26 protein-coding genes are annotated in these 26,169 nt (G+C 38.1%); 17 read left to right on the forward strand and 9 right to left on the reverse strand.

The window, feature by feature from the left end; all coding sequences use genetic code 11:
- Position 1 precedes the first annotated feature (1 nt).
- The 5 genes from cyoC (at position 2) to AS4_RS13110 (ending at position 4,806) form a co-directional block, all read left to right on the forward strand.
- Positions 2 to 622 carry a cytochrome o ubiquinol oxidase subunit III gene (cyoC, locus tag AS4_RS13090; RefSeq protein ID WP_056512630.1) on the forward strand — a complete coding sequence of 207 codons (621 nt, stop codon included), beginning with the start codon at positions 2 to 4 and terminating at the stop codon, positions 620 to 622.
- The gene (gene cyoD / locus AS4_RS13095; RefSeq protein WP_171066910.1) at positions 619 to 945 is read left to right on the forward strand and encodes a cytochrome o ubiquinol oxidase subunit IV; all 327 of its coding nucleotides are present in this window, start codon (positions 619 to 621) and stop codon (positions 943 to 945) included. Before cyoC ends, cyoD begins: the two co-directional genes overlap by 4 nt.
- A gap of 6 nt (positions 946 to 951) precedes the next feature.
- Positions 952 to 1,830: a heme o synthase gene (gene cyoE, locus AS4_RS13100; protein ID WP_004719345.1), complete on the forward strand. Its 879-nt coding sequence runs from the start codon at positions 952 to 954 to the stop codon at positions 1,828 to 1,830.
- Between the two features lie 86 nt (positions 1,831 to 1,916).
- Positions 1,917 to 4,049 carry a hypothetical protein gene (locus AS4_RS13105; protein ID WP_096734423.1) on the forward strand — a complete coding sequence of 711 codons (2,133 nt, stop codon included), beginning with the start codon at positions 1,917 to 1,919 and terminating at the stop codon, positions 4,047 to 4,049.
- Positions 4,050 to 4,056: 7 nt separating this feature from the next.
- Positions 4,057 to 4,806, forward strand: coding sequence for a DUF3142 domain-containing protein (locus tag AS4_RS13110; protein WP_096734424.1), 750 nt, complete (start codon positions 4,057 to 4,059; stop codon positions 4,804 to 4,806).
- A gap of 60 nt (positions 4,807 to 4,866) precedes the next feature.
- Here the strand turns inward: AS4_RS13110 and AS4_RS13115 are convergent, their stop codons facing one another.
- Positions 4,867 to 5,352, reverse strand: a complete 486-nt coding sequence (locus tag AS4_RS13115; RefSeq protein WP_096734425.1) for a hypothetical protein — start codon at positions 5,350 to 5,352, stop codon at positions 4,867 to 4,869.
- A gap of 276 nt (positions 5,353 to 5,628) precedes the next feature.
- On the opposite strand from AS4_RS13115, the gene rpsF reads away from it, so the two are divergent.
- The 4 genes from rpsF (at position 5,629) to dnaB (ending at position 8,375) form a co-directional block, all read left to right on the forward strand.
- Positions 5,629 to 6,015: a 30S ribosomal protein S6 gene (rpsF, locus tag AS4_RS13120; RefSeq protein WP_004719337.1), complete on the forward strand. Its 387-nt coding sequence runs from the start codon at positions 5,629 to 5,631 to the stop codon at positions 6,013 to 6,015.
- Positions 6,016 to 6,026: 11 nt separating this feature from the next.
- Positions 6,027 to 6,254 carry a 30S ribosomal protein S18 gene (rpsR, locus tag AS4_RS13125; RefSeq protein WP_004719336.1) on the forward strand — a complete coding sequence of 76 codons (228 nt, stop codon included), beginning with the start codon at positions 6,027 to 6,029 and terminating at the stop codon, positions 6,252 to 6,254.
- Between the two features lie 9 nt (positions 6,255 to 6,263).
- Positions 6,264 to 6,710 carry a 50S ribosomal protein L9 gene (gene rplI / locus AS4_RS13130; protein ID WP_004719333.1) on the forward strand — a complete coding sequence of 149 codons (447 nt, stop codon included), beginning with the start codon at positions 6,264 to 6,266 and terminating at the stop codon, positions 6,708 to 6,710.
- A 219-nt stretch (positions 6,711 to 6,929) separates the two neighbouring features.
- Positions 6,930 to 8,375 carry a replicative DNA helicase gene (gene dnaB / locus AS4_RS13135; RefSeq protein ID WP_004719332.1) on the forward strand — a complete coding sequence of 482 codons (1,446 nt, stop codon included), beginning with the start codon at positions 6,930 to 6,932 and terminating at the stop codon, positions 8,373 to 8,375.
- A gap of 57 nt (positions 8,376 to 8,432) precedes the next feature.
- On the opposite strand, the gene AS4_RS13140 is transcribed toward dnaB, so the two are convergent.
- Positions 8,433 to 8,855, reverse strand: coding sequence for a DUF4259 domain-containing protein (locus tag AS4_RS13140; RefSeq protein ID WP_004719330.1), 423 nt, complete (start codon positions 8,853 to 8,855; stop codon positions 8,433 to 8,435).
- Between the two features lie 281 nt (positions 8,856 to 9,136).
- Here AS4_RS13140 and alr point away from each other — a divergent pair, with 281 nt between their 5' ends.
- Positions 9,137 to 10,210, forward strand: a complete 1,074-nt coding sequence (gene alr, locus AS4_RS13145; protein ID WP_096734426.1) for an alanine racemase — start codon at positions 9,137 to 9,139, stop codon at positions 10,208 to 10,210.
- A 66-nt stretch (positions 10,211 to 10,276) separates the two neighbouring features.
- Here alr and AS4_RS13150 read toward each other — a convergent pair whose 3' ends face one another.
- From AS4_RS13150 to AS4_RS13170, 5 genes are all read right to left on the reverse strand, one after another.
- Complete coding sequence (locus AS4_RS13150) at positions 10,277 to 10,705, reverse strand: BLUF domain-containing protein (RefSeq protein ID WP_096734427.1); 429 nt, start codon at positions 10,703 to 10,705, stop codon at positions 10,277 to 10,279.
- A gap of 335 nt (positions 10,706 to 11,040) precedes the next feature.
- Positions 11,041 to 11,775, reverse strand: coding sequence for a proteasome-type protease (locus AS4_RS13155; protein ID WP_004822453.1), 735 nt, complete (start codon positions 11,773 to 11,775; stop codon positions 11,041 to 11,043).
- A 73-nt stretch (positions 11,776 to 11,848) separates the two neighbouring features.
- Positions 11,849 to 12,628 (reverse strand): transglutaminase family protein, encoded by a 780-nt coding sequence (locus AS4_RS13160; RefSeq protein WP_096734428.1) that lies wholly within the window; start codon positions 12,626 to 12,628, stop codon positions 11,849 to 11,851.
- Positions 12,625 to 13,233, reverse strand: coding sequence for an alpha-E domain-containing protein (locus AS4_RS13165; protein ID WP_004822456.1), 609 nt, complete (start codon positions 13,231 to 13,233; stop codon positions 12,625 to 12,627). Before AS4_RS13165 ends, AS4_RS13160 begins: the two co-directional genes overlap by 4 nt.
- 38 nt (positions 13,234 to 13,271) lie before the next feature.
- On the reverse strand, positions 13,272 to 14,873 hold the full coding sequence (locus AS4_RS13170) for a circularly permuted type 2 ATP-grasp protein (RefSeq protein WP_096734429.1): 1,602 nt from the start codon (positions 14,871 to 14,873) through the stop codon (positions 13,272 to 13,274).
- 310 nt (positions 14,874 to 15,183) lie between these two features.
- Here AS4_RS13170 and AS4_RS22030 point away from each other — a divergent pair, with 310 nt between their 5' ends.
- The gene (locus AS4_RS22030; RefSeq protein ID WP_004719313.1) at positions 15,184 to 16,179 is read left to right on the forward strand and encodes a helix-turn-helix transcriptional regulator; all 996 of its coding nucleotides are present in this window, start codon (positions 15,184 to 15,186) and stop codon (positions 16,177 to 16,179) included.
- 520 nt (positions 16,180 to 16,699) lie between these two features.
- Here the strand turns inward: AS4_RS22030 and AS4_RS13180 are convergent.
- Entirely contained in the window at positions 16,700 to 17,638 is a 939-nt protein-coding gene (locus AS4_RS13180) for an ADP-ribosylglycohydrolase family protein (RefSeq protein ID WP_096734430.1), read from the reverse strand.
- Positions 17,639 to 17,762: 124 nt separating this feature from the next.
- Positions 17,763 to 19,643, reverse strand: coding sequence for a tRNA uridine-5-carboxymethylaminomethyl(34) synthesis enzyme MnmG (mnmG, locus tag AS4_RS13185; RefSeq protein WP_004719311.1), 1,881 nt, complete (start codon positions 19,641 to 19,643; stop codon positions 17,763 to 17,765).
- A 259-nt stretch (positions 19,644 to 19,902) separates the two neighbouring features.
- Between mnmG and AS4_RS22160 the strand changes: the two genes are divergently transcribed.
- The 6 genes from AS4_RS22160 to purH all read left to right on the forward strand — a co-directional run bounded on the left by AS4_RS22160 (position 19,903) and on the right by purH (position 26,054).
- Entirely contained in the window at positions 19,903 to 20,325 is a 423-nt protein-coding gene (locus AS4_RS22160) for a hypothetical protein (protein ID WP_096734431.1), read from the forward strand.
- 627 nt (positions 20,326 to 20,952) lie between these two features.
- Positions 20,953 to 21,828 (forward strand): bile acid:sodium symporter family protein, encoded by an 876-nt coding sequence (locus AS4_RS13195; RefSeq protein WP_096734432.1) that lies wholly within the window; start codon positions 20,953 to 20,955, stop codon positions 21,826 to 21,828.
- Positions 21,829 to 21,955: 127 nt separating this feature from the next.
- Positions 21,956 to 22,858, forward strand: coding sequence for a 50S ribosomal protein L11 methyltransferase (prmA, locus tag AS4_RS13200; RefSeq protein WP_096734433.1), 903 nt, complete (start codon positions 21,956 to 21,958; stop codon positions 22,856 to 22,858).
- Between the two features lie 21 nt (positions 22,859 to 22,879).
- The gene (locus AS4_RS13205) at positions 22,880 to 23,740 is read left to right on the forward strand and encodes a zinc-ribbon and DUF3426 domain-containing protein (RefSeq protein WP_096734434.1); all 861 of its coding nucleotides are present in this window, start codon (positions 22,880 to 22,882) and stop codon (positions 23,738 to 23,740) included.
- A gap of 375 nt (positions 23,741 to 24,115) precedes the next feature.
- Complete coding sequence (fis, locus tag AS4_RS13210) at positions 24,116 to 24,385, forward strand: DNA-binding transcriptional regulator Fis (protein ID WP_001086304.1); 270 nt, start codon at positions 24,116 to 24,118, stop codon at positions 24,383 to 24,385.
- A gap of 94 nt (positions 24,386 to 24,479) precedes the next feature.
- Positions 24,480 to 26,054: a bifunctional phosphoribosylaminoimidazolecarboxamide formyltransferase/IMP cyclohydrolase gene (gene purH / locus AS4_RS13215; RefSeq protein WP_034613392.1), complete on the forward strand. Its 1,575-nt coding sequence runs from the start codon at positions 24,480 to 24,482 to the stop codon at positions 26,052 to 26,054.
- Positions 26,055 to 26,169 lie beyond the last annotated feature (115 nt).

Raw genomic sequence — 26,169 nt, forward strand, 5'->3', positions numbered from 1 at the left:
TATGGCTGAAGTACTTCATCACGACAACCACGGACACGATGAACATCATCATCACGATGATACAGACATCACCGTCTTTGGTTTCTGGACATACTTGATGAGTGACTTGATTTTATTCGGTACACTCTTCATCGCGTTCGCTGTATTAAGCAGTCATATTCCGCCTGGTACTCCAAGTCCAAAAGAGTTATTTGGTGAGTCTTTAGGTTTCGTACTTGTTGAAACCTTTGCTCTCTTGATTTCTTCTGTGACTTTCGGTTTTGCGGTACTTGCTTCTTACAAGAAAAATGTCAACCAAGTGCTTATGTGGTTAATTATCACTTGGCTCTTTGGTGCAACATTCATCGGTATGGAACTTTATGAGTTTAATCATTTAGTTCACGCTGGTCATGGTCCTAGCCACAGTGCGTTTTTATCTGCGTTCTTTACCCTTGTAGGTACGCATGGTATCCACGTAACATCTGGTTTGGTCTGGATGATCGTGTTAATGGTTCAAATCAAGAAAAATGGTTTGACTGTTCCAAATACACGTCGTCTTGCTTGCCTAAGTTTGTTCTGGCACTTCCTTGACATCGTTTGGATCTGTGTATTCAGCGTAGTTTATTTACTGGGAGCTTTATAATGAGTCATGATCATAATGCTGCTGGTGCTTCGCACGGAAACATCAAACAATACTCTATCGGCTTCATTCTTTCTGTCGTATTGACCATCATCCCTTTCGGGATGGTGATGAAAGGAATGACTGGTGGTGCAGTTGTTGCAACGATTGCGATCACTGCGATTGCTCAGGTTCTTGTACAATTAGTTTTCTTCTTGCACATGAATTCATCTTCTGAACAACGCTGGAATGTGATTGCATTCATCTATACGATTCTGACGATTGCAGTTCTATTAATTGGTTCTGTATGGATCATGAACTACTTACATTCAAACATGATGCTCTAGGGTGTCATGTTGAAAAAATATCTATTCCTGACTAAGCCAGGAATTCTCTTTGGTAACTTCGTTACCACTTTGGGCGGCTTTTTCTTAGCCGCTCAAGGTTCTGTAGATTTCCTTTTACTTCTCATCACATTACTAGGCACTACGCTTGTCGTTGCCTCTGGCTGTGTGGTGAATAATGTCATTGACCAAGACATTGACCAAAAAATGCAACGTACAATGAATCGTGCGCTCGTCAAAAAAACCATCAGCCCAACAGTTGCTTTAATTTTTTCTGCTGTGCTCGGTTTAATTGGCTTTGCTTTGTTGTGGTTTTTTGTCAACGCCTACGCATTTGGCTTTGCTGTACTCGGCTTTGTTGTGTATGTGATTTTTTATAGTCTTTGGAGTAAACGTACTACCATTCACCAAACTGTGATTGGAAGTATTTCTGGCGCAAGCCCTCCTGTAATTGGATATACTGCTGTTTCTAACGGATTTGATGTTGCCGCTTTGCTGATTTTTTTAGCTTATGCACTCTGGCAAATGCCACATTCTTGGGGAATTGCAATCTATCGATTTGATGATTATAAAAATGCAAATATTCCAATTTTACCTGTAGCCCGTTCAATTTTTCGCACGAAAGTTGAAAGTTTAATTTACGTTATTCTGTTTGCTGCAGTTTTAAATGGATTGTATTGTTTTGGCTATACCAACATTTTCTTCCTTATTACCTTTAATGCTTTATGTGCCTATTGGGTATATTTATCAATTATTGGATTTAAAGCTGAAAATGATCAGGTCTGGGCAAAAAAATATTTTTTGTATTCCGTCATTCTAATTACAGCGCTCAGTGTGAGCTTTAGTTTTAGTTATGTCTCCCCTGCACCTCATTTGCCACTGTTTTAAAAAAAGATAGAGTTCTCTCTATCTTTTTTTTATCTGCATAAATAAAATTAAAATATTAAAATTTTTATTATAACGATAGGCACTTTATGCTTTTTAAAAATAAAACACTGCAATATGTCCTTCTTATCGGTTTACCTTTGGTAGTTTATCCAACTTCTAGCTTTGCTGGCGCTGCAGAAGAAATCGCATCACCAACTTTTGACCTAAACAACAATCAATATCGTATATTAAATCTCCCCATACTCTATCCAGCCAATGACAATAGAACCAACATGATGCTACTGCTAAGTGACAAAGGTTTAGCAAGTATCAAAGCATTTGAAGTTGATAAAATGAGTTTATGGGATACGTCTAGTGGCTTAGTCCCTTTTTACCCTACCGAATTAACTCAAGCATCTGAAAATAAAATTCCAAACAAACGTGCTTTTTATGATGCAAACGATCACGTCTATGATGAGCGCTGTATAACGCTCAAATCTGGTGCTGAAGTTTTTCTTCAACAAGTTTCAAATCACAAGAAAATATCTCAAGACGAAAAAGGCAGCTTGTTAGAACAACGAAATCAGATTAAAGATTGTCAACAAACTATTCCATTGATTCAGGTCAATGCGCAATGGACACAGTCCGCTCAACAGTATGCATCTTATTTAAATGGGATCATTTTATTTTACAAAGCTAACTATTCCTCAGCAACTAAAATATTTACAGCCTTAAGTCAAGTTGATGACCCTTGGTTAAAAGAAACAGCTCAATACATGCTCATCCGCACATCATTAAATGAGTTGTATAGCCAGTCATTAGGAACTTATGGTGATTTAGATACTCAGAAAGTTGATCAAGCACTTCTTAAAACTTTTTTTAATCGCATTACTGATTATTTTAAGCTTTACCCTAAAGGTCAATACGTAGCCAGTGCTAGAGGCTTTTTACGCCGAGGCTACTGGATTGCCAATCAACAAGATGCGCTAGTCAAAGAGATGATTTGGCAGATGGATCACCCAAAATCAGATTATTACAATCTCGATATGTCCACATTGGCGGCCGAAATAGATCGCAAGGTATTTGGTTTAGAAAACTTCAATGCAAAAACACTCAACGATCCCTTCTTTTTAGCCATCTATGATCTGATGTATATGCGTCAGAATGATTCTACGCAGTACCGGCCAATTAGCTGGTCCGAGTTAAATGCACAAAAACCTGTATTTAAGGAGCAACCTGAGTTGTTCCGTTATTTACAAGCCGTTCATTTATATTTTATTCAGAAAAAACCGCAAGATGCATTAAATTATTTACCGAAACAAAAACCTAATTCCATTCAAAATTATTTAGAACTCAGCCAATATACGCTTAAAGGGGTCATTCTTGAAAAAAGTAGTGATAAAAATCTGGTTGAACAATATTGGGACCATTTACTCGCAATTTCTGCTAATCCTTATCAAAAAGCTTTGGCAGAAGTCGCCCTAGCGATTCACTATAAAAATACCAATAACCAAAGTGCCTTTTTAGGAAATCATTCAAAAATCAAACAAACAAGCTTACAGAAAGCATTCATTACTCAAATTGCCGATGTCAAAGCTTTGGAAAGTATCATTACTGCCAAAGACAGTTCAGCTGATAAAAAGAATCTGGCTTTATATACATTATTAGATAAAAGCTTAATGAGTCAAAACTATGCGGTATTCAATAAAGCCTATACCACATGGTTACCTCAAGATGCCTCAGAATACAAAGCATACAACAGCAAAATTAAAGCTTATAAGTCAGAACCCCACTTCGAAGTTTTTGTTTGGAATGGTCATGAAATTACACCAACGCTCAAATGCCCTAAATTAAGCACCTTAACAGCTGGCTTAGAAAAAAATCCAAAAAATTTAACTTATCGTTTATGCCTAGGCGAATATATGCGTAATCAAGGCACTGCTTTAGAAAGTTTTTATGGTGACTATTACTATGGTCCAAGTTTTAGCCAGCCGAAAAATGCCTTTACAGGTGAAACTTTTAGTCGTGGTGAAGTTTATAAAGAAATTATTAAATCCAATTCTAAAAGTGAATTACAAGCTTATGCACTTTATCGCGCTGTTATGTGTTATTCGCCGAGTAGTATAAATGTCTGTGGTGGAAAAGAGGCCACAAAATCCACACGCAAACAATGGTACGCACAAATTAAACGTGACTATCCAAATACCACATGGGCAAAATCTTTAAAATATTATTGGTAGTTGATTCATGCTTAAACAGATTTTCTCGGTTCTACTGACAATCCAATGTTGTTTAGGATTAATGGCGTGTCAACCTAGTCAATCCGCAACAGTCTCAGATCAGGTCAATGCGAATGACTATGATGCCTTTTGGATTTGGGGAAATATCAAGTCTGCGCCTTATTTAAGCAAAGCTAAGGAAATCTATATTTTACAAGGTGAAGTTAGGCTGGAGAAAAATTCCAACCAATCTATCTTGATCCAACAAGGCATTTCTGTGGTTAAAATTCCACATCAGAAAGTATGGTTAGTTTTTCGAAATCATCATTTAAATTGGCAAGGCACTGAAATAGAAAAAATTTTACAACGCGTCCGACAGTGGGAAAGCGCAGGCAATCACATTCAAGGTATTCAAATCGACTTTGATGCACCAACTAAAAATTTAAAAGCATATGGCTTATTTCTACAACAGCTTAGAAAGCAGTTACCACAGCATTATCAACTCAGCATCACCAGTTTGATGGATTGGGCCAATCTGCGTGATCCAGATACACTTAGGCTATTTAGAGAAAATATTGATGAAATGGTGATTCAAACCTATCAAGGCACTACGACTATTCCAAATTATCAGACTTATTTAACCAAGGCTTCAACATTGAAACTGCCTTATAAAATTGGCTTGGTACAACATGGTAAATGGGATCAGCAACTTAAATTTGATACTGATCCAAACTTTAAGGGTTTTGTGGTGTTTTTATTACCACAAAATAAATCATGAATTAATCTAATCAATAAATTCACGTTTTTATTCAATTTAACGTCTAATTGAGTGCCCCAATTAACTTCCAAAAAAAACAGAATCATGCTCAAACCGAGCAAATAAGGCATCCATTTTTCCCGCATATTTCATATCCAGTTGATGCCATAATTTTTTCGGAAGTGGAATAAATTCTAATGTGTCGGAACCATCAGAAGCTTTACAGAAACGGATTTCATACTCAGGTTGTAAAATTTCACTGAGTGCCCGTAGTGTGGTATCACGATCAGCACCTTCTCCTTGATAAGGAATCAACAATGATTTTTCACCATAATGAATTGTGATGCTAAAACCTTGTTGATTTTCAGCATCTTCAAGTTCAGCAGACAATTGTCCAGTTTCTAAAATATTTTCACAATAGCCAATAATTGCATCATCCTCTTCTCTCCAATCCACCACCATGACAATGTCATAACGACCATCAAAAACATCAAAGTAGAAGTCTTGTGTAGGGTTTTCAATATAAGACTCAATGGTTTCAAGTTTTTCAGTACTGTAGTTTGTCATTTTAGCGATCCATATTTTTATTCATTTTCAATCCAATTCAATCTAAATAGTTACAAGATGAAATTCAATCTCGGGTCTGTAAAATTTTAGTGGTTATTCCAATAAATATTTGAATATTAAATTGTGTTTGCGCACAAACTTTCCTATAATAGGCGCTCGCAATTTTTGCGGCACAATCTACTGGCTTTTAAACTGTTGTTTAAAGTTTATGCTGATTGTGACTCCTTGCTTCAATCTTTTTAAGGTTGGGGCTGTATAAACCGTAAGGAGCTGACAATGCGTCACTACGAAATCGTAATTCTGGTACACCCAGACCAAAGCGATCAAGTTGTGGGAATGGTAGAACGCTACATTTCTCACATCAAAGATGCTGAAGGTCAAATTCACCGTCTTGAAGATTGGGGCCGTCGCCAATTGGCTTACCCAATTAACAAAATCCATAAAGCGCATTACATTTTAATGAACATTGAATGTAACCAAACTACGCTTAATGAATTAGAAGAATTGTTCCGTTATAACGATGCAATCCTTCGTAACGTGATTATCCGTCGTGAAAACGCAATCACTGAAGAATCTTTACTCGCTAAGAGTGCTGAAGAAAAACGTGCGCGTAAAGCTCAACGTGAAGAAGCACAACAAGCTCAAGATTCTGTTGAAGCATAAGGAGAACATCAATGGCACGTTTTTACCGTCGTCGCAAGTTCTGCCGCTTTACAGCTGAGAACGTTACGTACATCGACTACAAAGATATCGACACTTTAAAACAGTACATCACTGAAAACGGCAAGATTGTTCCTAGCCGTATTACAGGTACTAAAGCTCGTTACCAACGTCAATTAGCGCTTGCTATTAAACAAGCTCGCTACTTAGCGTTGATTCCTTACACTGACAATCATAAGTGAGGTTGAGCCGTGGATATTATTTTATTACAACGCATTAAAAACCTTGGTAAATTAGGCGATAAAGTTTCAGTTAAAGCTGGTTACGGCCGTAACTACCTTATCCCTCAAGGTAAAGCAGTTGCAGCGACTGAAGCGAATACTGCTGCATTTGAAGCTCGTCGTGCAGAACTTGAGAAAGGTGAAGCTGAAGTTTTAGCTGCTGCTCAAGCACGTGCTGACCAATTGAACGAAGTAAACATCGTTATCACTGCGAAAGCTGGTGATGAAGGTAAATTATTCGGTTCAATCGGTACTCGTGATATCGCTGACGCGTTAACAAATGCTGGTCTTGTTGTTGACCGTGCTGAAGTTCGTTTACCGAACGGTGCACTTCGTCACACTGGCGAATTTAACATCGCAATCCAATTGCATCATGATGTTACTGCTGAAGTTCTCGTTACTATCGTATCTGAGTAATTTCTTGCAGAAAAAAAGAGCATACTTTTGTATGCTCTTTTTTTATCTTTAAATTTTACCTCGGATCAGCTGAAATTGTTTCTAGTTGATTCATTCCCCTACTTATCGGTATTACTGTTAGATACTTTTAGTATTTTGCATTAAGATAAGTGAGTACTTCAGTACACACATACATTACGTAAATAATGTTTTTGCACGATTTAAAAATCAAGGTTTTATATGTCTCAGGCAACTGCCACAGCTCAACAGAATCCCTTCAGCACTGATGCAAAAAACAAAGACAATGCTCAGTTAAAAGAGTTTCGTACGCCTCCTCATAACTTGGCAATTGAACAAGCTGTACTGGCTGCATTGATGACGGTTGCTGAGTCTTTTGAACAAGTCAGTGATACTTTGAATGAAACTGATTTTTATGCAACACGTCACAAATATATCTTCCGTGCAATCGAAAAACTGGCACAAGAAAACTCTCCATATGATGCAGTTTTAGTCAACGATTGGCTGATTAAGCAAAACTTGCTTGATGCAATTGGCGGTGAAGAATATTTAATGCAATTGATGTCAGATTCACCTTCAAGTTTCTATAACCTAGAAACCTATGCGGGCAAAATCAAAGAATTTTCAACGTTAAGAAGCATGATTAAAGTGGGCAATGAAATCCTGCAAAATGCTTATGACACCAAAGGTCGTGAAGTCAGTGAAATTCTAGATCTTGCTGAAACCAATATTTTCTCTATTGCAGAACAACATAATAATAATGCCAAAGCACAAGGGCCAAAAGCCATTACCTCAGTTGTAGCAGACGTTTTTGATAAGTTAAATGAACTTTCTCAAATGGAAGGCAATATCACTGGTTTAACCACAGGTTTTATGGAGTTAGACAATAAAACCTCTGGTATGCAAGCTGGTGATATGATCATTGTTGCTGCACGTCCGTCGATGGGTAAAACAACTTTTGCCATGAACCTTGTGGAAAGTGTGTTATTTAACTGTGATCTTCCAGCACTGGTTTTCTCTATGGAGATGCCAGCAGACTCTATCGCCATGCGTCTCATTTCAGCATACGGTAAAGTCCATCAAGGGCATTTACGTTCAGGTAAACTTGATGGCGATGAATGGTCTAAAGTCACAGGAACCATTTTACAGCTACAAGAAAAACATCTTTATATTGATGATTCATCTGCACTGCCACCAACGGAACTTCGGGCACGTGCACGACGTATTGCCAAACAACATGGCGGCAAGCTGGGTTGTATCATGATCGATTATCTACAATTGATGAAAGTACCAGGCATGGGTGATAACCGTGTTGGTGAGATTGGTGAAATTTCACGAAGCTTAAAAGCCCTTGCCAAGGAAATGATGTGCCCTGTTATTGCACTGTCACAGCTTAACCGTTCTCTGGAAAACCGTCCAAATAAACGTCCGGTAATGTCCGACTTACGTGAATCAGGTGCAATCGAGCAGGATGCCGATTTAATTATGTTTATTTACCGTGATGAGGTTTATAACAAAGAGTCGAAAGAAGCAGGCACAGCTGAAATTATCATTGGTAAACAACGTAATGGCCCGATCGGGACTGTGCGTTTAGCCTTTGAAGGTCAATACACGCGCTTTAGTAATCTATCGCCTGAGTATTATGCGCAATATCAAGATGAAGAATAATGTTAATCAATAGAGTTAGCATCATTTAACACTGCTGTTGAGATGAGATTTTAATCTTCAAATCTTGGAACTTAAAGTCTCTCTCAACGTTTCAATATTCTTAGTCCATTCATCATAATCATCTGAATCTTGCCAAAGCTCATCCAATTCAGAGTTTTCACTGGTCAATAATAATAATGCAGTCAATGCTTTGGGAATAAGCGCATAATTGACATTGTTTTTATTCTGTTCAAGCCATTTTTCTACAGGTTCAGGATAATATTCATTTTCTTCAATCCCTTCACCAAATGATTTAGCTAAAACATCAGCCGCAGCATGCGCAATACAGCCAATATCTGCGTCGATAAACTCTTCGGTTGCCATATCAATCATTTCATCAAAAGCTTGTTCAATGACAACATGCCCATCTTGCTCTTCAAACTCATAGGCCCAATCACTTGCAGTATCATTTCCAAATGGTTCATGTGACCATGTTCCCATACACCCTCCGAAATAAATCCTTAAATTTAAATATAAAATGTACGATTTTATTTAAAAAATAAAGTGCAATATCTTTACAAATTATGTGCAAGACGCTTAGCAAAAATTTTATCGATACAAAATCAATAAACCATTCAAAACACAAATGTTTATGTTTATTTAGAGCTGATAGGACTACAATATTTAGCGTTTTAAAGCTGCACTTTTTAAAGTTAGGTTTTTATCTCTATTTATGCGATTCAGCATTATTCAATCTTTGCCATTCCTCAGGAGTAACTAGGGTGCGTCAAGCAACAGTTTATATTGACAGTGAAGCACTGCAATATAATTTAAACCGAGTCAAACAACTTGCACCAACCGCTAAAATTGTCAGTATGGTTAAAGCCAATGCATATGGACATGGCGTCAAGGACTGTTTAGGCGCCTTAAATGCGACTGATGCCTTTGGTGTCGCCTGCCTTGCTGAAGCCTTAGAGATTCGAGCATTAGGCTATCAACAACCGATTACCCTTATCGAAGGTATTTTCAGCGCTGATGAAATGATTAGTGTTCTTGAAAATAATCTTGAAGTCGTTGTGCATCATCAACCACAATTGACTTGGTTACGTGCACATAAAAAACACTATATCGACAAAGGTTTAAAAGTCTGGGTAAAACTCAATAGCGGTATGAACCGATTGGGTTTTAAGGTTGCTGAAATTATTGAAGTGATTCAATCACTCAAAGCAGAAGGCTTTACTTGTGTGCTGGCCATGCATTTTGCCAATGCGGATGCAGATCATCACCCATTAAATCAACAACAAAAAGATCAATTCTTACAAGTAAAAGCTGCTTGTGAACCGATCTTGGCCTCATGCTGCAATTCTGCTGCTATTTTTAAATGGCCTGAACTGAATTTTGATTTTGTACGTCCAGGTATCATGCTTTACGGTGCGTCTCCCTTTGCAGATCGAAGCGTTGCTGAACTAGACATCAAACCTGTCATGAGCTTTACCGCTGAAATCATTGCACTCAATCATATTCAAGCAGGTGAATCTGTAGGTTATGGCTCTACATTTGTCTCAAAAAATGAAATGGATATCGCCATTGTTTCAATCGGCTATGGGGATGGTTATCCGCGTGCTTTTCCTCAACAAAACTATGTCAGCATCCATGGTCAAATGACAGCGATCATTGGTCGTGTCGCAATGGATATGATCGCAATTGATGTCACTGGCTTAGATGCACCGCTAGGTACAGTCGTTGAACTGTGGGGCAAAGATCGTTTGGTTGATGATGTGGCTGCTGCCAATGGTACGATCGGTTATGAGTTACTCTGTCGTATGAGTGCTCGCCCTATCCGTAAAAAACTTTAAACACTCGTTCTCGATTCAAGATGAAAATCCAAGCCATCGCTTGGATTTTTTAAGAGTTTTCAAATTTCAGACAAATTCTTCTGGCTGTTCAATCTCATAGAGTAGTTTAAGTAATGTCGGGATATCCTGTTCATCTAAACTTAATGGGCGAAAATGGTTATAGCCCTTACTCTCGAAGTATTGTTGAATTTTGCTATTGCGTCGCACGTATTTCATAGACCATTGAGAAAAATGCCCTTGATCAACATGACCTGCTCTAAACAACTTGATTTGATGATGTCTTGGATCTTTATACAATTTTTCCAGCACATGTAAGATAACCACTTCCTCACCTTCTAGGCATTGGAAAAAGTGCTCATCTGCAAAATACAGAACGCCTTGAACTTGATGAAGTATATTAAAATCTCTCGCTTCACCTAAAATATCTCTTAAATCATTGAGTATTTGATGATGGGGTGAAGTTGTTTTACTTGCATAGCATAATTGAAAAGTCATGTAATTCTTCTATTTTTTAACTTTCATTATTTATAAACAATTATTTGCGAACATACAAGCCTTAACTTTTTATAATTTAATTGTTTATCATTTTTTTATTCGGATTGCTTTACAGTACATACATAGCAACCGTGCTCTTTAATTTTTTTAATTTAAAACAGTGGTTTAATATACATTTATCATTAAAAACACAAAGTAAATCATGATCCACCTAGTCAATTGTCTCGATATAAATTTTAGAATAAAAGAAACATAGAATTGAATTTATGCGACCTCTTTATAATTTTTAATATAAAAAAAAGCGAGATTAAACTCGCTTTAAAGCACATACAGTATTATTCAAAATAATCATTAGTCGGTTTAGGTAAATCTTGTAAACCTTTCTTTAAAGTTTCAGACCATTGTTTGCTGATGTGTTGAAAATAAGGATCACTGTCGTTAATTCGCTTGCCTTTTGGTACCTCTAGGCTGTCTTTAAGATAAATCATCGCATCTAATGGCATACCAACAGATACATTTGAACGTAAAGTCGAATCAAATGAAATTAAACTACAACGTAACGCTTCATCTAAAGGCATATCATAACTTAAGGCACGATCTAAAATTGGTTTACCATATTTACTTTCACCAATTTGGAAATAAGGCGTATCACTGGTTGCAGAAATAAAATTACCTTGCGGATAAATATTATAAAGCTGCATTTCCTCTCCACTGATCTGACCACCAACCAACAAACTACAATAATAATTACTTTGCTCTTGAGTATCTTCAGTGACATCTGCAATGACTTTGCGTAGGGTTTGCCCAACCAATCCTGCAACCTCGAACATCGTATTCACACTATACAAATTGGGTTCTTGCTTAAGTGCCAAATGATTTTCTAAATGCCCAATCACCGCTTGTGTCGTTGCAAGGTTGCCAGAAGTTTGAATACAAATAAAGCGTTCGCCTTTTACCCCAAACGTATAAAGTTTTCGATATACAGAAATGTGATCGACTCCAGCATTGGTTCGGGTATCACTAATAAATACTAAACCTTGTTTGAGTCTTAAAGCACAGCAATACGTCATGAAACTACCTATACAACTAAATTTGAGATTAATCACATTCTGCAATTATTCACACTATTTACCATTGCCACCACTAACATGCAAGCACTTGAACAATAGAGTACATGGTTTCAGTGCCACCTTGCTCTCTTACTCCACGAACGGGTGCAACATCCCAATAGTCGCGTCCAATCGCCACATAGACATGTGATTCTGGGCGGAATAATTGATTACTGACATCAATAACATGCCATTTACCGTCTAAAAATATCTCTGTCCAAGCATGACTCGCCAAATGCGATTGATTATTTACATATAAGTAACCAGAAACATAGCGAGCTGGTACCCCCAATGCTTTCGCCATCGCAATCAAAACATGACTATGATCTTGACATACCCCTTGCCGTGCTGAAAAAGACTCCATTGCGGTATGCGTTACTGTGGTACTTGCGCTGATATAAGGCATATGTTGCAACAAAGCTTCTGCTAATTTTTGGAAATTTGCCCAACGCTTATGCGTTATATACTGTTCAGCAAAAGCAATCATTTCTGTATTACACAAGGTTGCAGTGGTTGGCTGTAAAAAAACCACAGGTGATACCTGATCTTCTATACCAAATTGATTGTCTACATTAATATCGACAATCCCCTGCGCCATAATGGACATTTGTTGATAAGGCTCAATTTGTGAACTGGTCAACCAGACATTATCAAAGGCATCTTTTTTAATGTGTTTTTCACCGGGAACACTGACATGCCAACCCGTCACTTGTTGATGCAAATTAGACTGTGGTGTCATCTTGATATACTGAATACTATTTTTTGCCCATTCAGAATATTGGTAATGCGTTTGGTGATTAATCATCAGTTTCATAAGCGATCCAATTCAAATAATGAGTCAATATGGTCACTAAAATGATAATAATTCATACGGTCTGGCTGGTTTTTTAGTTCTTCCCAAACTTCAGGCAAACTACACATACCATGTTGATCTAAACGATCAATCAAATGATTCAATTGTGTCAAAGTCACTGATTTATCTTGATTCAGACGCAATTGACGATCAAATTGTTCCATTTTTTGCCCTAAACTAAAAAATAGAAACAACAATTCATCATCTTCTGCCTCTAAAACATCATTACATTCTTCACAAACATCACAAATAAAACCAGCATTTTGCTCTGCCTGTTGTAATAACTGATTTAATTCGGCAAAGGACTGTGCTGAAATCACCCCACGTAAATCATGAATATTATTTTTGGCACATAAAAAATGCTGATGAAATGATGCAGGTTGCTCATTGTCTAAAATCAATTCATTTAAAGAACTTGCATCAAATGCTGGTAAACAAAAAGCATGTGCATAGTCTAAAGCCAATTCATTGGTTTTAAATGGAAATTGACTACATAAATATTGAATACGGGTTAAATAGCGCCCTAACCAAAATATATTCTGTGCATTGGTACTGAGTAAAATCATGTTTGCTCTCCTTTGGCTGGGATTATTTGAAGGTGGGGCTAAATTGAATATTCATCAATTACCCATGTATCCTTAATTCCACCACCTTGTGATGAGTTGACCACCAGTGAACCTTGTTGCATCGCAACACGAGTCAAGCCACCTGGAACAATTTCTATGCGTTCTGGTGAGCTGAGAATAAATGGTCGTAAATCAATATGACGTTCAGCAATTCCTTGGGAAGTTAGTGTTGGTGCAACAGATAAATTTAAGGTGGGTTGAGCGATATACGCAGAGGGTGAAGCCATTAACTTCATTTTAAATAGATCAATTTCTTGTTCAGTTGCTTTAGGACCGATAAGCATCCCATAACCACCTGAACCTTGAGCCTCTTTTACCACCAATTGATCCAGATTTGCCAAAACATAATCCAAAGCTTCAGCTTCACGGCATTGGTACGTCGGTACATTGGACAAGATTGGTTTTTCATTTAAATAATAAGCAATCATTTGATCCACATAGGGATAAATCGACTTATCATCTGCAACGCCTGTACCAGGGGCATTGGCAATCACCACATTTCCACTTAAATAAGCAGACATCAGCCCTGCAACACCTAAAGTGCTATCAGGTCTAAAGCTTAATGGGTCTAAAAAACCATCATCCAAACGCCTATAAACTACATCAACCTGTTGACGTCCACGGATAGTTTTCACATAAACCTTGTCGTTTTCAACAAAAAGATCACGTGATGTCACCAATGGCACACCCATTTCCCTTGCTAAAAATGAATGTTCATAATAGGCACTGTTATAACGCCCTGGTGTTAAAACCACGATTGTTGGGCAATCTACTTTTGAATTTTCAGCCAAAACATCACGCAACAATTGTGGATACAACTCAATATTGGCAACGTGTTGATTGCATAATTCAGGCATAAGTTTTTGACTCATCTTACGACTTTCAAGCATATAGGACACACCTGAAGGCGTACGTAGATTATCTTCTAAGACAAAAAACTCACCTTTGCAGTCCCGAACAATATCAATTCCACTGATTTGACTGTAAATATTTCCATTCAAGCGATGATTCATCATCACTGGTTGATAAGCTTCATGAGAAAGCACTTGTACTGCTGGGATTAAACCTTCTTTTAAAATATTTTGTTGATTATAGATATCCGATAAAAATAGGTTTAAGGCTTGAATACGTTGTGTACAGCCTGCTGCAACCTTGTTCCACTGTTGCTTGGCAATCACACGTGGGATTAAATCAAATGGTATGGTGCGGTCAATTCCCGATTTTTCACCATAAACCGCAAAAGTAATTCCTTGATATAAAAAATGCGCTTTGGCTGTTTCATTGAGTTTTTCAAGTTGGTAAATGCTGTGTTGAGATAACCAATCTTCGATTTTTTCAGCAGTTTCGGGCGAAAGAACCTGATCATCCGTCATTTCATTAAAAAAAACCGAATTCATTTGTTTAAGTAAATGATGTGAGGCTTGTTGTGCATCGATATTTAAATTGATGGCCTGTTGAATATTTCCTATCTGTTGTTGATTCGTCGTTTCAGTTTTTTCTTCTGCCTCAGCAACTGGCAAAGCAAAGCGATCTGCATAATTCTCATTGCTTGAATTTGTATCTATGGTTTCTTTTAGCATACAAACCTCTTTTTATCTTCTCTAATGGCTTCTTTAATAATGCAATATCAATGCCAAAATATTATTAAATCGCCATATCCTGTATTCTTCACCTGTACAATTAAATCTTTCTGGCTCAGTTTTATTAATTCATTGTTTGCTATTGCACTCAATGTGAGTTTTGATCGAACTTGTTTCAAAATTTTTTAGCTAATATTTTCAACACCTAAGCGACTAGTCACAGGATATAACTTGCAGAATCAGTTTTAATTTTCTATTGTGTAGCTGATTTATTTCCCTTAAACATTCACGATTCCATTGATACCAAACCATGTCTGCACAAGAAAAAGAAACTTCCAATAGCCTCTATCGCCAATGGCAAATCCTGTCCCGACTCTCTACGGGGAAGTGGATGGGCACACGTGAATTACAAGAAGTTTTAGAACGTGAAGGGATCGAAATCAGTCTACGTACGATTCAGCGTGATCTAAATCAGATTGCTCAACGCTTTCCGATCGAGAGTAACAAAACCGTACCACAAGGCTGGCGTTGGCGTTCAGATGCCCCGATTCAAAGTCTGCCGCATATGACCAGCTCGCAAGCAGTCACGTTTATGATGGTTGAAGAACATTTAAAACACCTGCTTCCACCGAGTTTAATTGATGAAATGAACCCTTGGTTCGATTTGGCACGGCGTAGCCTTTCTACGCAGAACAATGTTCGACAATGGATTAACCGTGTTCGAATTGTGCCTGCTAGCCAACCAGTAATCCCACCTCTGGTGGAAAGACATGCACAGCAAGCCATTTATGAAGGACTACTACAAGATAAACAAATTGAATGTGTCTATCGTGCACGTGGTTATCAGGGTGAAGAAAAAACCTATACTCTAAATCCTTTAGGTTTGGTTCAAAAAGGTGCAATTATTTATTTGATTTGTACGCGTCATGACAAGACAGAAGTTCAGACCTTTGCATTACATCGTTTTAAATCTGCAACTGTTTTAGATTTACGTGCTTTACACCCTGTCAAATTCGATATTGATGAATATATCGATTCTGGTGCGCTGGGCTTTAGAGTCGACTTTTCTCGACCGACCGAAAATGTTGAATTAAAATTAGTCATGCACGAAGATGATGCACAATACTTCACGGAAAGCCAACTGAGTAAAGAACAAAAAGTTGAACAACTGAATGAAGAGTTGTATCAAGTCAGTGCTGTGGTTCCATTTACCTCACAATTGGTATGGTGGTTAAGAAGTTTTGGTAAAAAGATTGTCCGAATTGAGCCTGTTGAAGTGTTTAATGCGGTACATGAAATTGAATAATCTAGCAACTTCCCCCAAGCCAAGATAATCAAAATAAAAAGAGCCTTTCGGCTCTTTGATTTATTGTTTTGATTGTTATTTTTAAATTTTATTGTTTTTGCGCTGATATAAAACCCATGTCACATTTTTATATGTCCACAAGACATGGGATTTATTGGAGTATGCTAAACATCACATGTTACAGCATGCGAGTTCAGCACTATTGTAGCGGATCGATTTCATTGTCATGATGTTCACCTCTCGTTTGAATGTAAATTGACTATAACCATGATTTTGCAAACTGAAAAATAATTAAAACTGCTTTGTTTTTCATCAATTCTGTTTAGGAGTTATTTTTATAAAGTTAGATTGGATCTGTGTATTTAAAATATGCCTTTAAAAATAAATCGTAAATTGAGCCTTAACACAGACAAGTAAGATGATTTTTTAAAAGATACCTCCTAATAAGATCAAATTGGACTGTAGAGCTCATAAAATCAAAGCGCCACAATTGCCCTTTGATTTACATAAATATTTGCCTTTAAACTGGCACATTGGAGAGTAGTTTGGCCAATAAGGGTTCAACTAAATCTTTAGCTCTGAGCTGCGCTAACCATGACTCTGGAATTGAATCAAAACCAAAATATAATCCAGCGATTCCTCCTGCGACACAAGCCGTTGTATCGGTATCTCGACCAAATGCAATGGCTGTTTTAATGACATCTTGATATGTTGTTTGTTTTAATGCATATCTAGCCGATTTTAAACAATCAACCACATAACCACTGCCTGTTCCCTTTTCCAATTCATCAGGTCGAATATAATATTCTAGTTGTTCTAGATCATCTGGCTTATCTTTTAAATAAGCACGTAATTTTGTCACTGCATCAGACCAAGCAGCTGCAATATCCAAACCATTTAAAATAGACCTTGCCCATAAACAATATAAAGCACAGCAAACTTTAGAACGTAAATGCGCATGTGTGACATGTGATTGTGCATAAGCATCTTCAATCAATTGTATATCTGAACCTTGATGCCAAATTGCTAAAGGCAATACCCGCATCAATGAACCATTGCCATTTGCGAGTACATCATTATTTGCAACCTGTAATAATGGCACACCAGACAGATAGTTTCTTATGGCTTCAGCAGTTTGTACTCCAACATCAAATACTTGAAAATCCACAGCCATATAACCACATTGATACCAGTTGCATATACGTTTCATAAAATCTTCTGTATCCATTTTATTTTTATAAAGTAATGAATCCAAAAGGCATAAAGCTTGTGCGCCATCATCTGACCATGTCCCTACTGGAATATGAGGATAGGTCTTTGCAAAATTATTCGGTGGGAACATTTCAATTTGGTCATAGGCTGGTAACTGCTCAGCTAAGAGAAATTCATATGATACCCCTACAGCATCACCTACCAACAAACCATAGATTGCACCTTTTAATTGATCTTGTTTTGTCATGTTTTACTCTAGAATCTACTTACTTTTTATATTGTCATAATGACAATATATTTTCAATAAAAATCCCCCTTTGCTGTAGACAATAAAAAACCCGCATATAGCGGGTTTCTTACAATTCAACATCTTAAGCTGATTTTCTCGCTTGGTTATTTTTACGAATTGTAATCATCACCAATTGAACAGCAGCAGGTGTTACCCCCGGAATACGGCTGGCTTGTGCCAATGTTTCAGGTAATACATTTTTCAGTTTCATGGTGATTTCACGAGAAAGCCCTGAAACGATATCATAATCAAAATCAGCTGGAATTTTGGTATCTTCCAAACGCTTCATTTGCGCAACATCTTCTTGCTGACGGTTAATATAACCTTCGTATTTCACAGCAATTTCAATCTGCTCACCGACAAATGCAGATACTTCAGAACCAGTTAATTCAGCAATTTGTGCAAAGTTAATGTTTGGGCGTTTAAGCAAATCGATTGCAGAACATTCTTTAGAAAGATCAGCACCGGTCAATTCAACGAATTTTTTACCCATTGGATTGTTTGGTGCAGCCCAAAGGTGTTGTAAACGACCTGTTTCTTTTTCAACTGCTTCCATTTTTTCACAATAAGAAGCCCAACGCTCATCATCAACCAAGCCCATTTCACGGCCAATTGCTGTTAAACGTTGATCAGCATTATCTTCACGAAGCATCAAACGATATTCCGCACGAGAAGTAAACATACGATACGGTTCTTTGGTACCTAAGGTAATCAAATCGTCGACCAAAACGCCCATATACGCTTCATCACGTTTAGGCGTCCATTGCTCTTGATCCCATGCACGGCGTGCAGCATTTAAGCCCGCCAATAAACCTTGTGCACCAGCTTCTTCATAACCTGTTGTACCGTTAATTTGACCTGCAAAATACAAGTTATTAATCGATTTGGTTTCAAGTGAGAATTTCAAAGACTGCGGGTTGAAATAATCATATTCAATTGCATAGCCTGGACGAAGAATGTGTGCATTCTCCATACCACGGATTGAGCGTACCAACTCAAACTGCACATCAAATGGTAAAGACGTTGAAATACCATTTGGATAAAGCTCGTGTGTATCCAAGCCTTCTGGCTCAAGGAACACCTGATGCGAATCTTTATCTGCAAATTTATGAATTTTATCTTCAATCGATGGGCAATAACGTGGGCCTACACCTTCAATCACTCCGGTATACATCGGCGAACGGTCTAAACCACCACGAATAATCTCATGAGTACGCGCATTGGTATGCGTGATATAGCAATTAACTTGCTCAGGATGCATCGAAGCATCCCCCATAAATGACATGGTTGGTGATGGGAAATCACCCGGTTGTGGAATCATCACAGAAAAATCGACAGAACGCGCATCAATACGTGGAGGTGTACCAGTTTTTAAACGACCTACTGGCAGGTTTAATTCACGTAAACGAGCTGCTAACGAAATTGATGGTGGATCGCCTGCTCGTCCACCTGAAGAATTATTTAGACCAACGTGAATCACGCCACCTAAGAATGTACCTGTGGTTAACACCACAGTTTTCGCATCAAAGCGAATACCCATTTGGGTCACTACACCTTTAACTGTATCGCCTTCAACAATTAAGTCATCTGCAGATTGTTGAAAAATATCTAAATTGGCTTGATTTTCAAGTGTATGACGAATCGCGGCTTTATAACGGATACGGTCAGCTTGTGCACGAGTTGCACGTACAGCTGCGCCTTTACGCGAGTTCAAAATACGAAATTGAATACCACCCTTATCCGCAGCCAATGCCATTGCACCACCTAAGGCGTCAATTTCGCGAACAAGGTGAGATTTACCAATACCACCAATGGCTGGGTTACAGCTCATCTGCCCTAAAGTCTCAATGTTATGAGTCAAAAGCAGAGTCTGTCGACCCATACGCGCCGCAGCCAGTGCCGCTTCCGTACCTGCGTGACCGCCACCGATAACAATGACATCGTAAACTTTAGGATAATGCATAGTGATAAATGAGAGATAAAAGAATGACAGGAAATTATAGCAAAATTTTACTTCTAGTTTTAGGCAGTTTTACAAATATTATTTCCCTCAATCATGCGTATGAACGATTAAACATCTCTTATACATAGGCAACATAAATTGACACTTCGTTTCATGACTGCCCTACAAATAGAATTTAACTTATCAAAAACTCACGATACGATAGACAATACACGGACAAATTATTTTTTTCGAGACTTTATATATAAGGAATATCATGATGAAAAATACCATGTCTAAAGTAATTACAGCATCTTTACTCAGTTGTGTTGCATTTAGTTTTGCCCATGCTGCTGATGAAAACACCAGCAAAGCCGAAGTGAAAAAGCAAATTCAGGTATGTGCCAAGAAAAAACAAGGTGACTGGGTCACCTACGCCAATAAAGGTGTAACTTTTAACGGTACATGTGAACCAAATGAAAATGGTAAATTACAATTTAGCTTCCCAGCACCTGCCGGTGGCAACCCAACTGCCGCTGCTGTAGCGCCTGAACCAGCGATTGAAAACCGCCCAGCTGTAGAACAATCTGCTCCAGCGAGTGCCGATGCACCAGCAACAAATGATGCATCACAAGCAGAACAACCTGCAATGGAGCAACCGAGTCAAGCCGCTCCAAGCGAAGATCCGATCCAAGCGCAATAATCTGCTTTAGGCATAAATACCTGCTTTTATAAATAGCATGTATGAGCAAAAAAGGTGTTCCATTAAAAAATGGAGCACCTTTTTTATTTCAAGTCTGTGCGTAGACTTGATTAATATTAGTATCCATATAGTTTTACGTCTACGATGAATCAATTGTTATTCGGCCTAATGCTATATATTTAAAACACATATTTTCAAGAAGATTTCTGAGTCATAGATTTCATTTTTCAATTCGATACCTTTCGATTACACTCAAATAGAGTATGGAATATTCACATATTGAATCAGGGTCTGTTGACAAATCGTCTATGTTTGCGACTACGTGTGTTTTTTAGGCAATACTAGGCGCGAATTATGAAATTTAGTCATTCTAAATGAGTAGTTCGTAACGACGTAGCGGCAAAAAAACACACTAGTCCTCCGCTGCGCCTTGCGCTGCAAACAAAGCAGTGCTTTGTTCTTGCTCAGGGTTGTGGCTAAAATTATCTCAGCCTGTGTTATGAAACTCGAAAATAGTCTCGCTATTCTCATCGTTTCCTGCCTTGCCTGCTCAATTTTAACCTACAACGCAAGCCATTTATGAAATGTCTACAGACCCTAATGTAAAACAACAAAAAGGATGAAACTATGGATTCAGGGATAATTACCATAATGCTTCCCCTCGCCCTCGCCATTATTATGATTGGACTAGGTTTAGAACTTACTCCAAAAGATTTTGCGCGAGTTTCTAAACACCCTAAAGCTGTATTGATTGCGTTATTCTGTCAATTGGTCCTTTTGGTTGGTATCGCTTTTATCATTTGTAAGGTGCTTGCACTCCCGCCTTTGCTTGCTGTTGGTTTAATGTTGCTCGCAGCCTCACCTGGGGGGAGTACCGCCAATCTATTTAGTTATTTGTTTAAAGGTGATATTGCGCTCAATATTACCTTAACTGCAATTAACTCGGTCATTGCTGCCTTTACGCTGCCTTTGATCGTGAACTTTTCTATTCAATACTTTATGAATGATGGGCAACAAATCACCATGCAGTTCAGTAAAATACTGCAAGTCTTTGCAATTATTTTAATTCCAGTGTGTATAGGCATGCTCATTCGGCATTATGCGCCGCACTTTACTGAAAAATTAAGTAAACCTTTACGAATTTTCTCAGTGGTATTTTTGATTCTCATTATTATTGGGGCAATCACCAAAGAACGTGCACATATCATGGAGTACCTGACTCAAGTCGGCCTAGCCACGGTGATTTTCTGTATTTGCAGTCTGGTTATTGGCTATTTTGTTCCAAGATTACTCGGTATTAATAGTGCTCAAGCACGCGCATGTGCATTTGAGATCGGCATTCATAACAGTACCTTAGCCATGACGATTGCTTTGACTGTGATCGCAAATTCTACTGTCGCAATGCCTGCCGCGGTTTACTCAATCTTTATGTATATTCTCGCTGCTATTTTTGGTGCCTTAATTTCAAGACATGCAGCAACTGAAACTGAACCTGCGATATAAAGCCATCATGTGCCTCAACTAAAATGGATGTTTAAGCATCCATTTTTTATTTTGCTACTGAATATAAGCGTAACTTCCCAGTTTCGGCTACAATACTGCCTTTAAGAAAACGATTTAGGTCTTTGCCGTGAAGTGGTTACAAATTCATATTACTGTAGAACAAGCTCAAGTTGATTTTACTGAAACCTTGTTAAGTTCTTTAGGCGCAGTCAGCGTGACATTAGATGATGCTGAAAACCAAGACTTGCTTGAACCACTCCCTGGCGAAACTCCGCTATGGAATAAAGTGATTGTTACAGGAATCTACGCGCAAGAAGAAGGCGAAGACATTGATGTAACAGCACTAGAAACATTTATTCGTACTCAACTCCCAACTGAACCAATGCGTAGTGAATTTCTTGAAGACCAAGTATGGGAACGTTCTTGGATGGATTACTATGAACCAATTCAAATTGGTGAAAAGTATTGGATCGTACCTGAATGGATAGAACCACCAGAAGCGGATGCCGTCAATATTAAACTTGATCCAGGCTTAGCATTTGGTACGGGTAACCATGCATCTACTTTCCTTTGTCTACAATGGTTAGGCAAAACCGATGTTAAAGATAAAGTTGTGATTGATTATGGTTGTGGTTCAGGCATCCTCGGTGTTGCAGCACTGCTTTTAGGTGCAAAGAAAGTCTATGCAACAGATATCGATCCACAAGCCGTCTTGGCGACCAAACAAAATGCTGAGCTGAATGGCGTTCTTGAAAATCTTTATGTTGGATTACCTGAAGAGTTCAATGCAGAATTTAAAAACCAACAGGCGGATATTTTAGTTGCAAATATTCTTGCAGGCCCACTTATGTCTCTTGCTAAAGAATTCTCAACTTTGATTAAATCTGAGGGAGAGTTCGCACTTGCTGGCGTAATTGAAGAGCAAGTTACTGATGTTTCTAGTATTTATTCTGAATTTTTTGATATAGTAGAAGTCGAGAAACGTGAAGAAACCTGGTGCAGAATTTCTGGGTCGCGTAAGGCTATTTAATCTATGAAAATATAAATATTTATGACCGAAAAACAAACCCGATGCCCAAATTGTGCTTCAGTTTATAAAGTATCAGTTACGCAACTCACTGTTGCGCAGGGTATGGTTTGTTGTCCGAAATGTTCACATAATTTTAATGCATTAATTCATCTACAAAACAGTCAACCTGCTCAACCCAAGATCGATCCTGATACTGTCGTGCAAAATCAGGCACAAAACCTCATTACGACGAAACGACAAATCGAAACCAATGTCTTAGATATTTTTAATCGTAAAATTGAAAACTCCAATATTGATTTAAGAACATACTTAAACAATTTGAATTATTTCAACAATGAACCGGTCAATAACATTCCAAGCTTAAACCTATCACAAGGTTTAAATAACCACGGGCAACATTTAATAAAACCCAAAAGTACGTTTTATTATCTGGCGTGGAGCTTGATCAACCTGGCCCTACTCAGCATTTTATTATTTCAAATCCTTTGGTTTAATCCAAACCTAACTGATCGTTATCCATTTTTAAATACTGTTTTTACCCAAACCTGTGCCGTCTTACAGTGTGATACTGTTGATCAACGCTATAAACAAATTGTGATTAGTCATCTTAAAGTTAAAGCACTTGGTAGAGACGAGACGCAATTTTCAGGTCAACTCAATAACCAATATTCTAAAAGCTTAGAATTACCCCTAATAAGAGTCACTTTAAAAGCTCAAAATAAGGTCATTGCTACACATGTGATTACACCTGAGCAATATCTGATTGAAAGTTTAGTTGGAATTAAGCGTATTCCTAAAAATAGCCCATATCCTTTTAAATTTGTTGTTACAGAGCCAAGAAAAAGTTTTGATCAGTACCAATTAGACATTATTCACCCTTAAAATTAAAAAAAATTATAAAAAAATGAAAAAAAATGTAGTTTTCTTGCTCATTTTTTCTTAGACAATGGTATCATACGCGCCACGAAAGCTTTGTCCTGCAAACTCCTCGCATTTTTTCAAAAAAAATACTGTTTTGTTATGTGCTTTATATCCAATATCGCGCATGTAGAACATTTTTTTGTTTAAAAGAGTGTTGTAACAAATATTAATCTATTGTTACGCTTATTTTTCACTCAACTCGACGATTTGTGGCAAGCTAATTGTTCTTGTTTTAGAGCCAACCGTTTTAGGATCTAAAACGGAGCTCAGATTTTTTTAGACCACATTTATATATTACTTTACCCAAGTAATATTTTGATTTTCGGATTAACTCGCATGAATAGCAAATCTCCTATTTTTACTGCACAATCTGACGTCGCTCTTCGTATTCACGTAGATCGCGCAGTTCGTCACTATTTTGCACAATTGCAAGGTGAGCAACCATCACAAGTGTACGACATGGTGCTAGCAGAAATGGAGAAACCTCTTTTATCTGTTGTCTTAGAATACACACGCGGGAATCAGACTCGCGCTGCTGAGATTCTCGGACTGAACCGTGGCACTTTACGCAAAAAGTTAAAAGCTCACGGTTTAATGAGTGAATAAATGATAAAATGCTCACGGCTTGCGTGGGCATTTTTTTTACCTATATTTTGCCTACCTGTTCAATCTCTAGACTTAAAAACTGTTGACGAAGATCATGACTATTAAACGCGCTTTAATCTCTGTTTCTGATAAAACCGGGATCGTTGAATTTGCCCAGAACCTTGTTGCTCTTGGGGTGGAAATTTTATCTACTGGCGGTACATATAAGTTGCTTAAAGACAACAATGTGGCTGTAGTTGAAGTTTCAGAGCACACAGGCTTCCCAGAAATGATGGATGGTCGTGTAAAAACACTGCATCCTAAAATTCATGGAGGCATTTTGGCTCGTCGTGGTCTAGACGAAGCTGTCATGGCTGAACACAACATCGATGCAATCGATCTTGTTGTCGTAAACCTTTATCCTTTTGCTGCTACTGTTGCTAAACCAGACTGCTCGCTTGCAGATGCAATTGAAAATATTGACATTGGTGGCCCAACAATGGTTCGTGCAGCTGCGAAAAACCATGCTTCTGTGGGGATCATCGTAAATGCAACTGATTATGAAACTGTAATTGCAGAACTTAAAGCGGATGGTGCTTTATCTTATGCGACTCGTTTCGATTTAGCGGTTAAAGCATTTGAACATACTGCCCAGTATGACGGCATGATTGCTTCTTACCTCGGTGCACGTGTTGGTAAAGAAGAAGGTCAAGCTGATAAATTTGCTCGTACTTTCAATACCCAGTTAAATAAAGTACAAGATCTTCGTTATGGTGAAAATCCACATCAATCCGCTGCTTTCTATGTAGAATCGACTGCAACTGAAGCATCGGTTTCAACTGCTAAGCAGTTACAAGGTAAAGAGCTTTCTTATAACAATATCGCGGATACAGATGCAGCACTTGAATGTGTCAAATCATTTGCAAAACCAGCGTGTGTCATTGTTAAGCATGCAAATCCATGTGGTGTTGCAGTATCGTTAGACGGTCTTAAAGCTGCATACGATCTTGCTTATGCAACTGACCCAGAATCAGCATTTGGTGGCATCATTGCATTTAACCGTGAGTTAGATGTTGTTACAGCTCAAGCAATTGTTGACCGTCAATTTGTTGAAGTGATTATTGCACCAAGTATTGCCGATGGTGTACTTGAAGTGACTGGCGCAAAGAAAAACGTCCGTGTTCTGGTATGTGGCGAACTTCCTAAAATTGATGAACGTGCTTCACAATACGATTATAAACGTGTCAATGGCGGTTTATTGGTTCAAGACCAAGACCTCGGCATGATCACTAAAGATGATCTTAAAGTAGTGACTAAGCGTGCCCCTACTGAAGCAGAAATTGATGATTTAATCTTTGCTTGGAAAGTTGCCAAATACGTTAAATCCAATGCTATTGTTTATGCTAAAGGCCGTCAAACCATTGGTGTTGGTGCTGGTCAAATGAGCCGTGTAAACTCTGCACGTATCGCAGCGATCAAAGCTGAACATGCAGGTTTAGTGGTTGAAGGTGCTGTTATGGCATCTGATGCATTCTTCCCATTCCGTGATGGTATTGATAACGCTGCAAAAGCTGGTATCAAATGTATTATCCAACCGGGTGGTTCAATGCGTGATGAAGAAACAATTGCAGCAGCAGATGAAGCTGGTATTGCAATGGTCTTCACGGGTATGCGTCATTTCCGTCACTAATTCACAATAAATCATTATTTAAAAATCCCCCTAAGTCCCTCTTTTCATAAGAGGGACTTGTCACGAACTACAGGACTCTTTAAATTCGTGATACCCCTTCCTGTATAAAGGGAGG

Origin of the sequence: Acinetobacter guillouiae, from assembly GCF_002370525.2 — a bacterium.
Taxonomy (GTDB): domain Bacteria; phylum Pseudomonadota; class Gammaproteobacteria; order Pseudomonadales; family Moraxellaceae; genus Acinetobacter; species Acinetobacter guillouiae.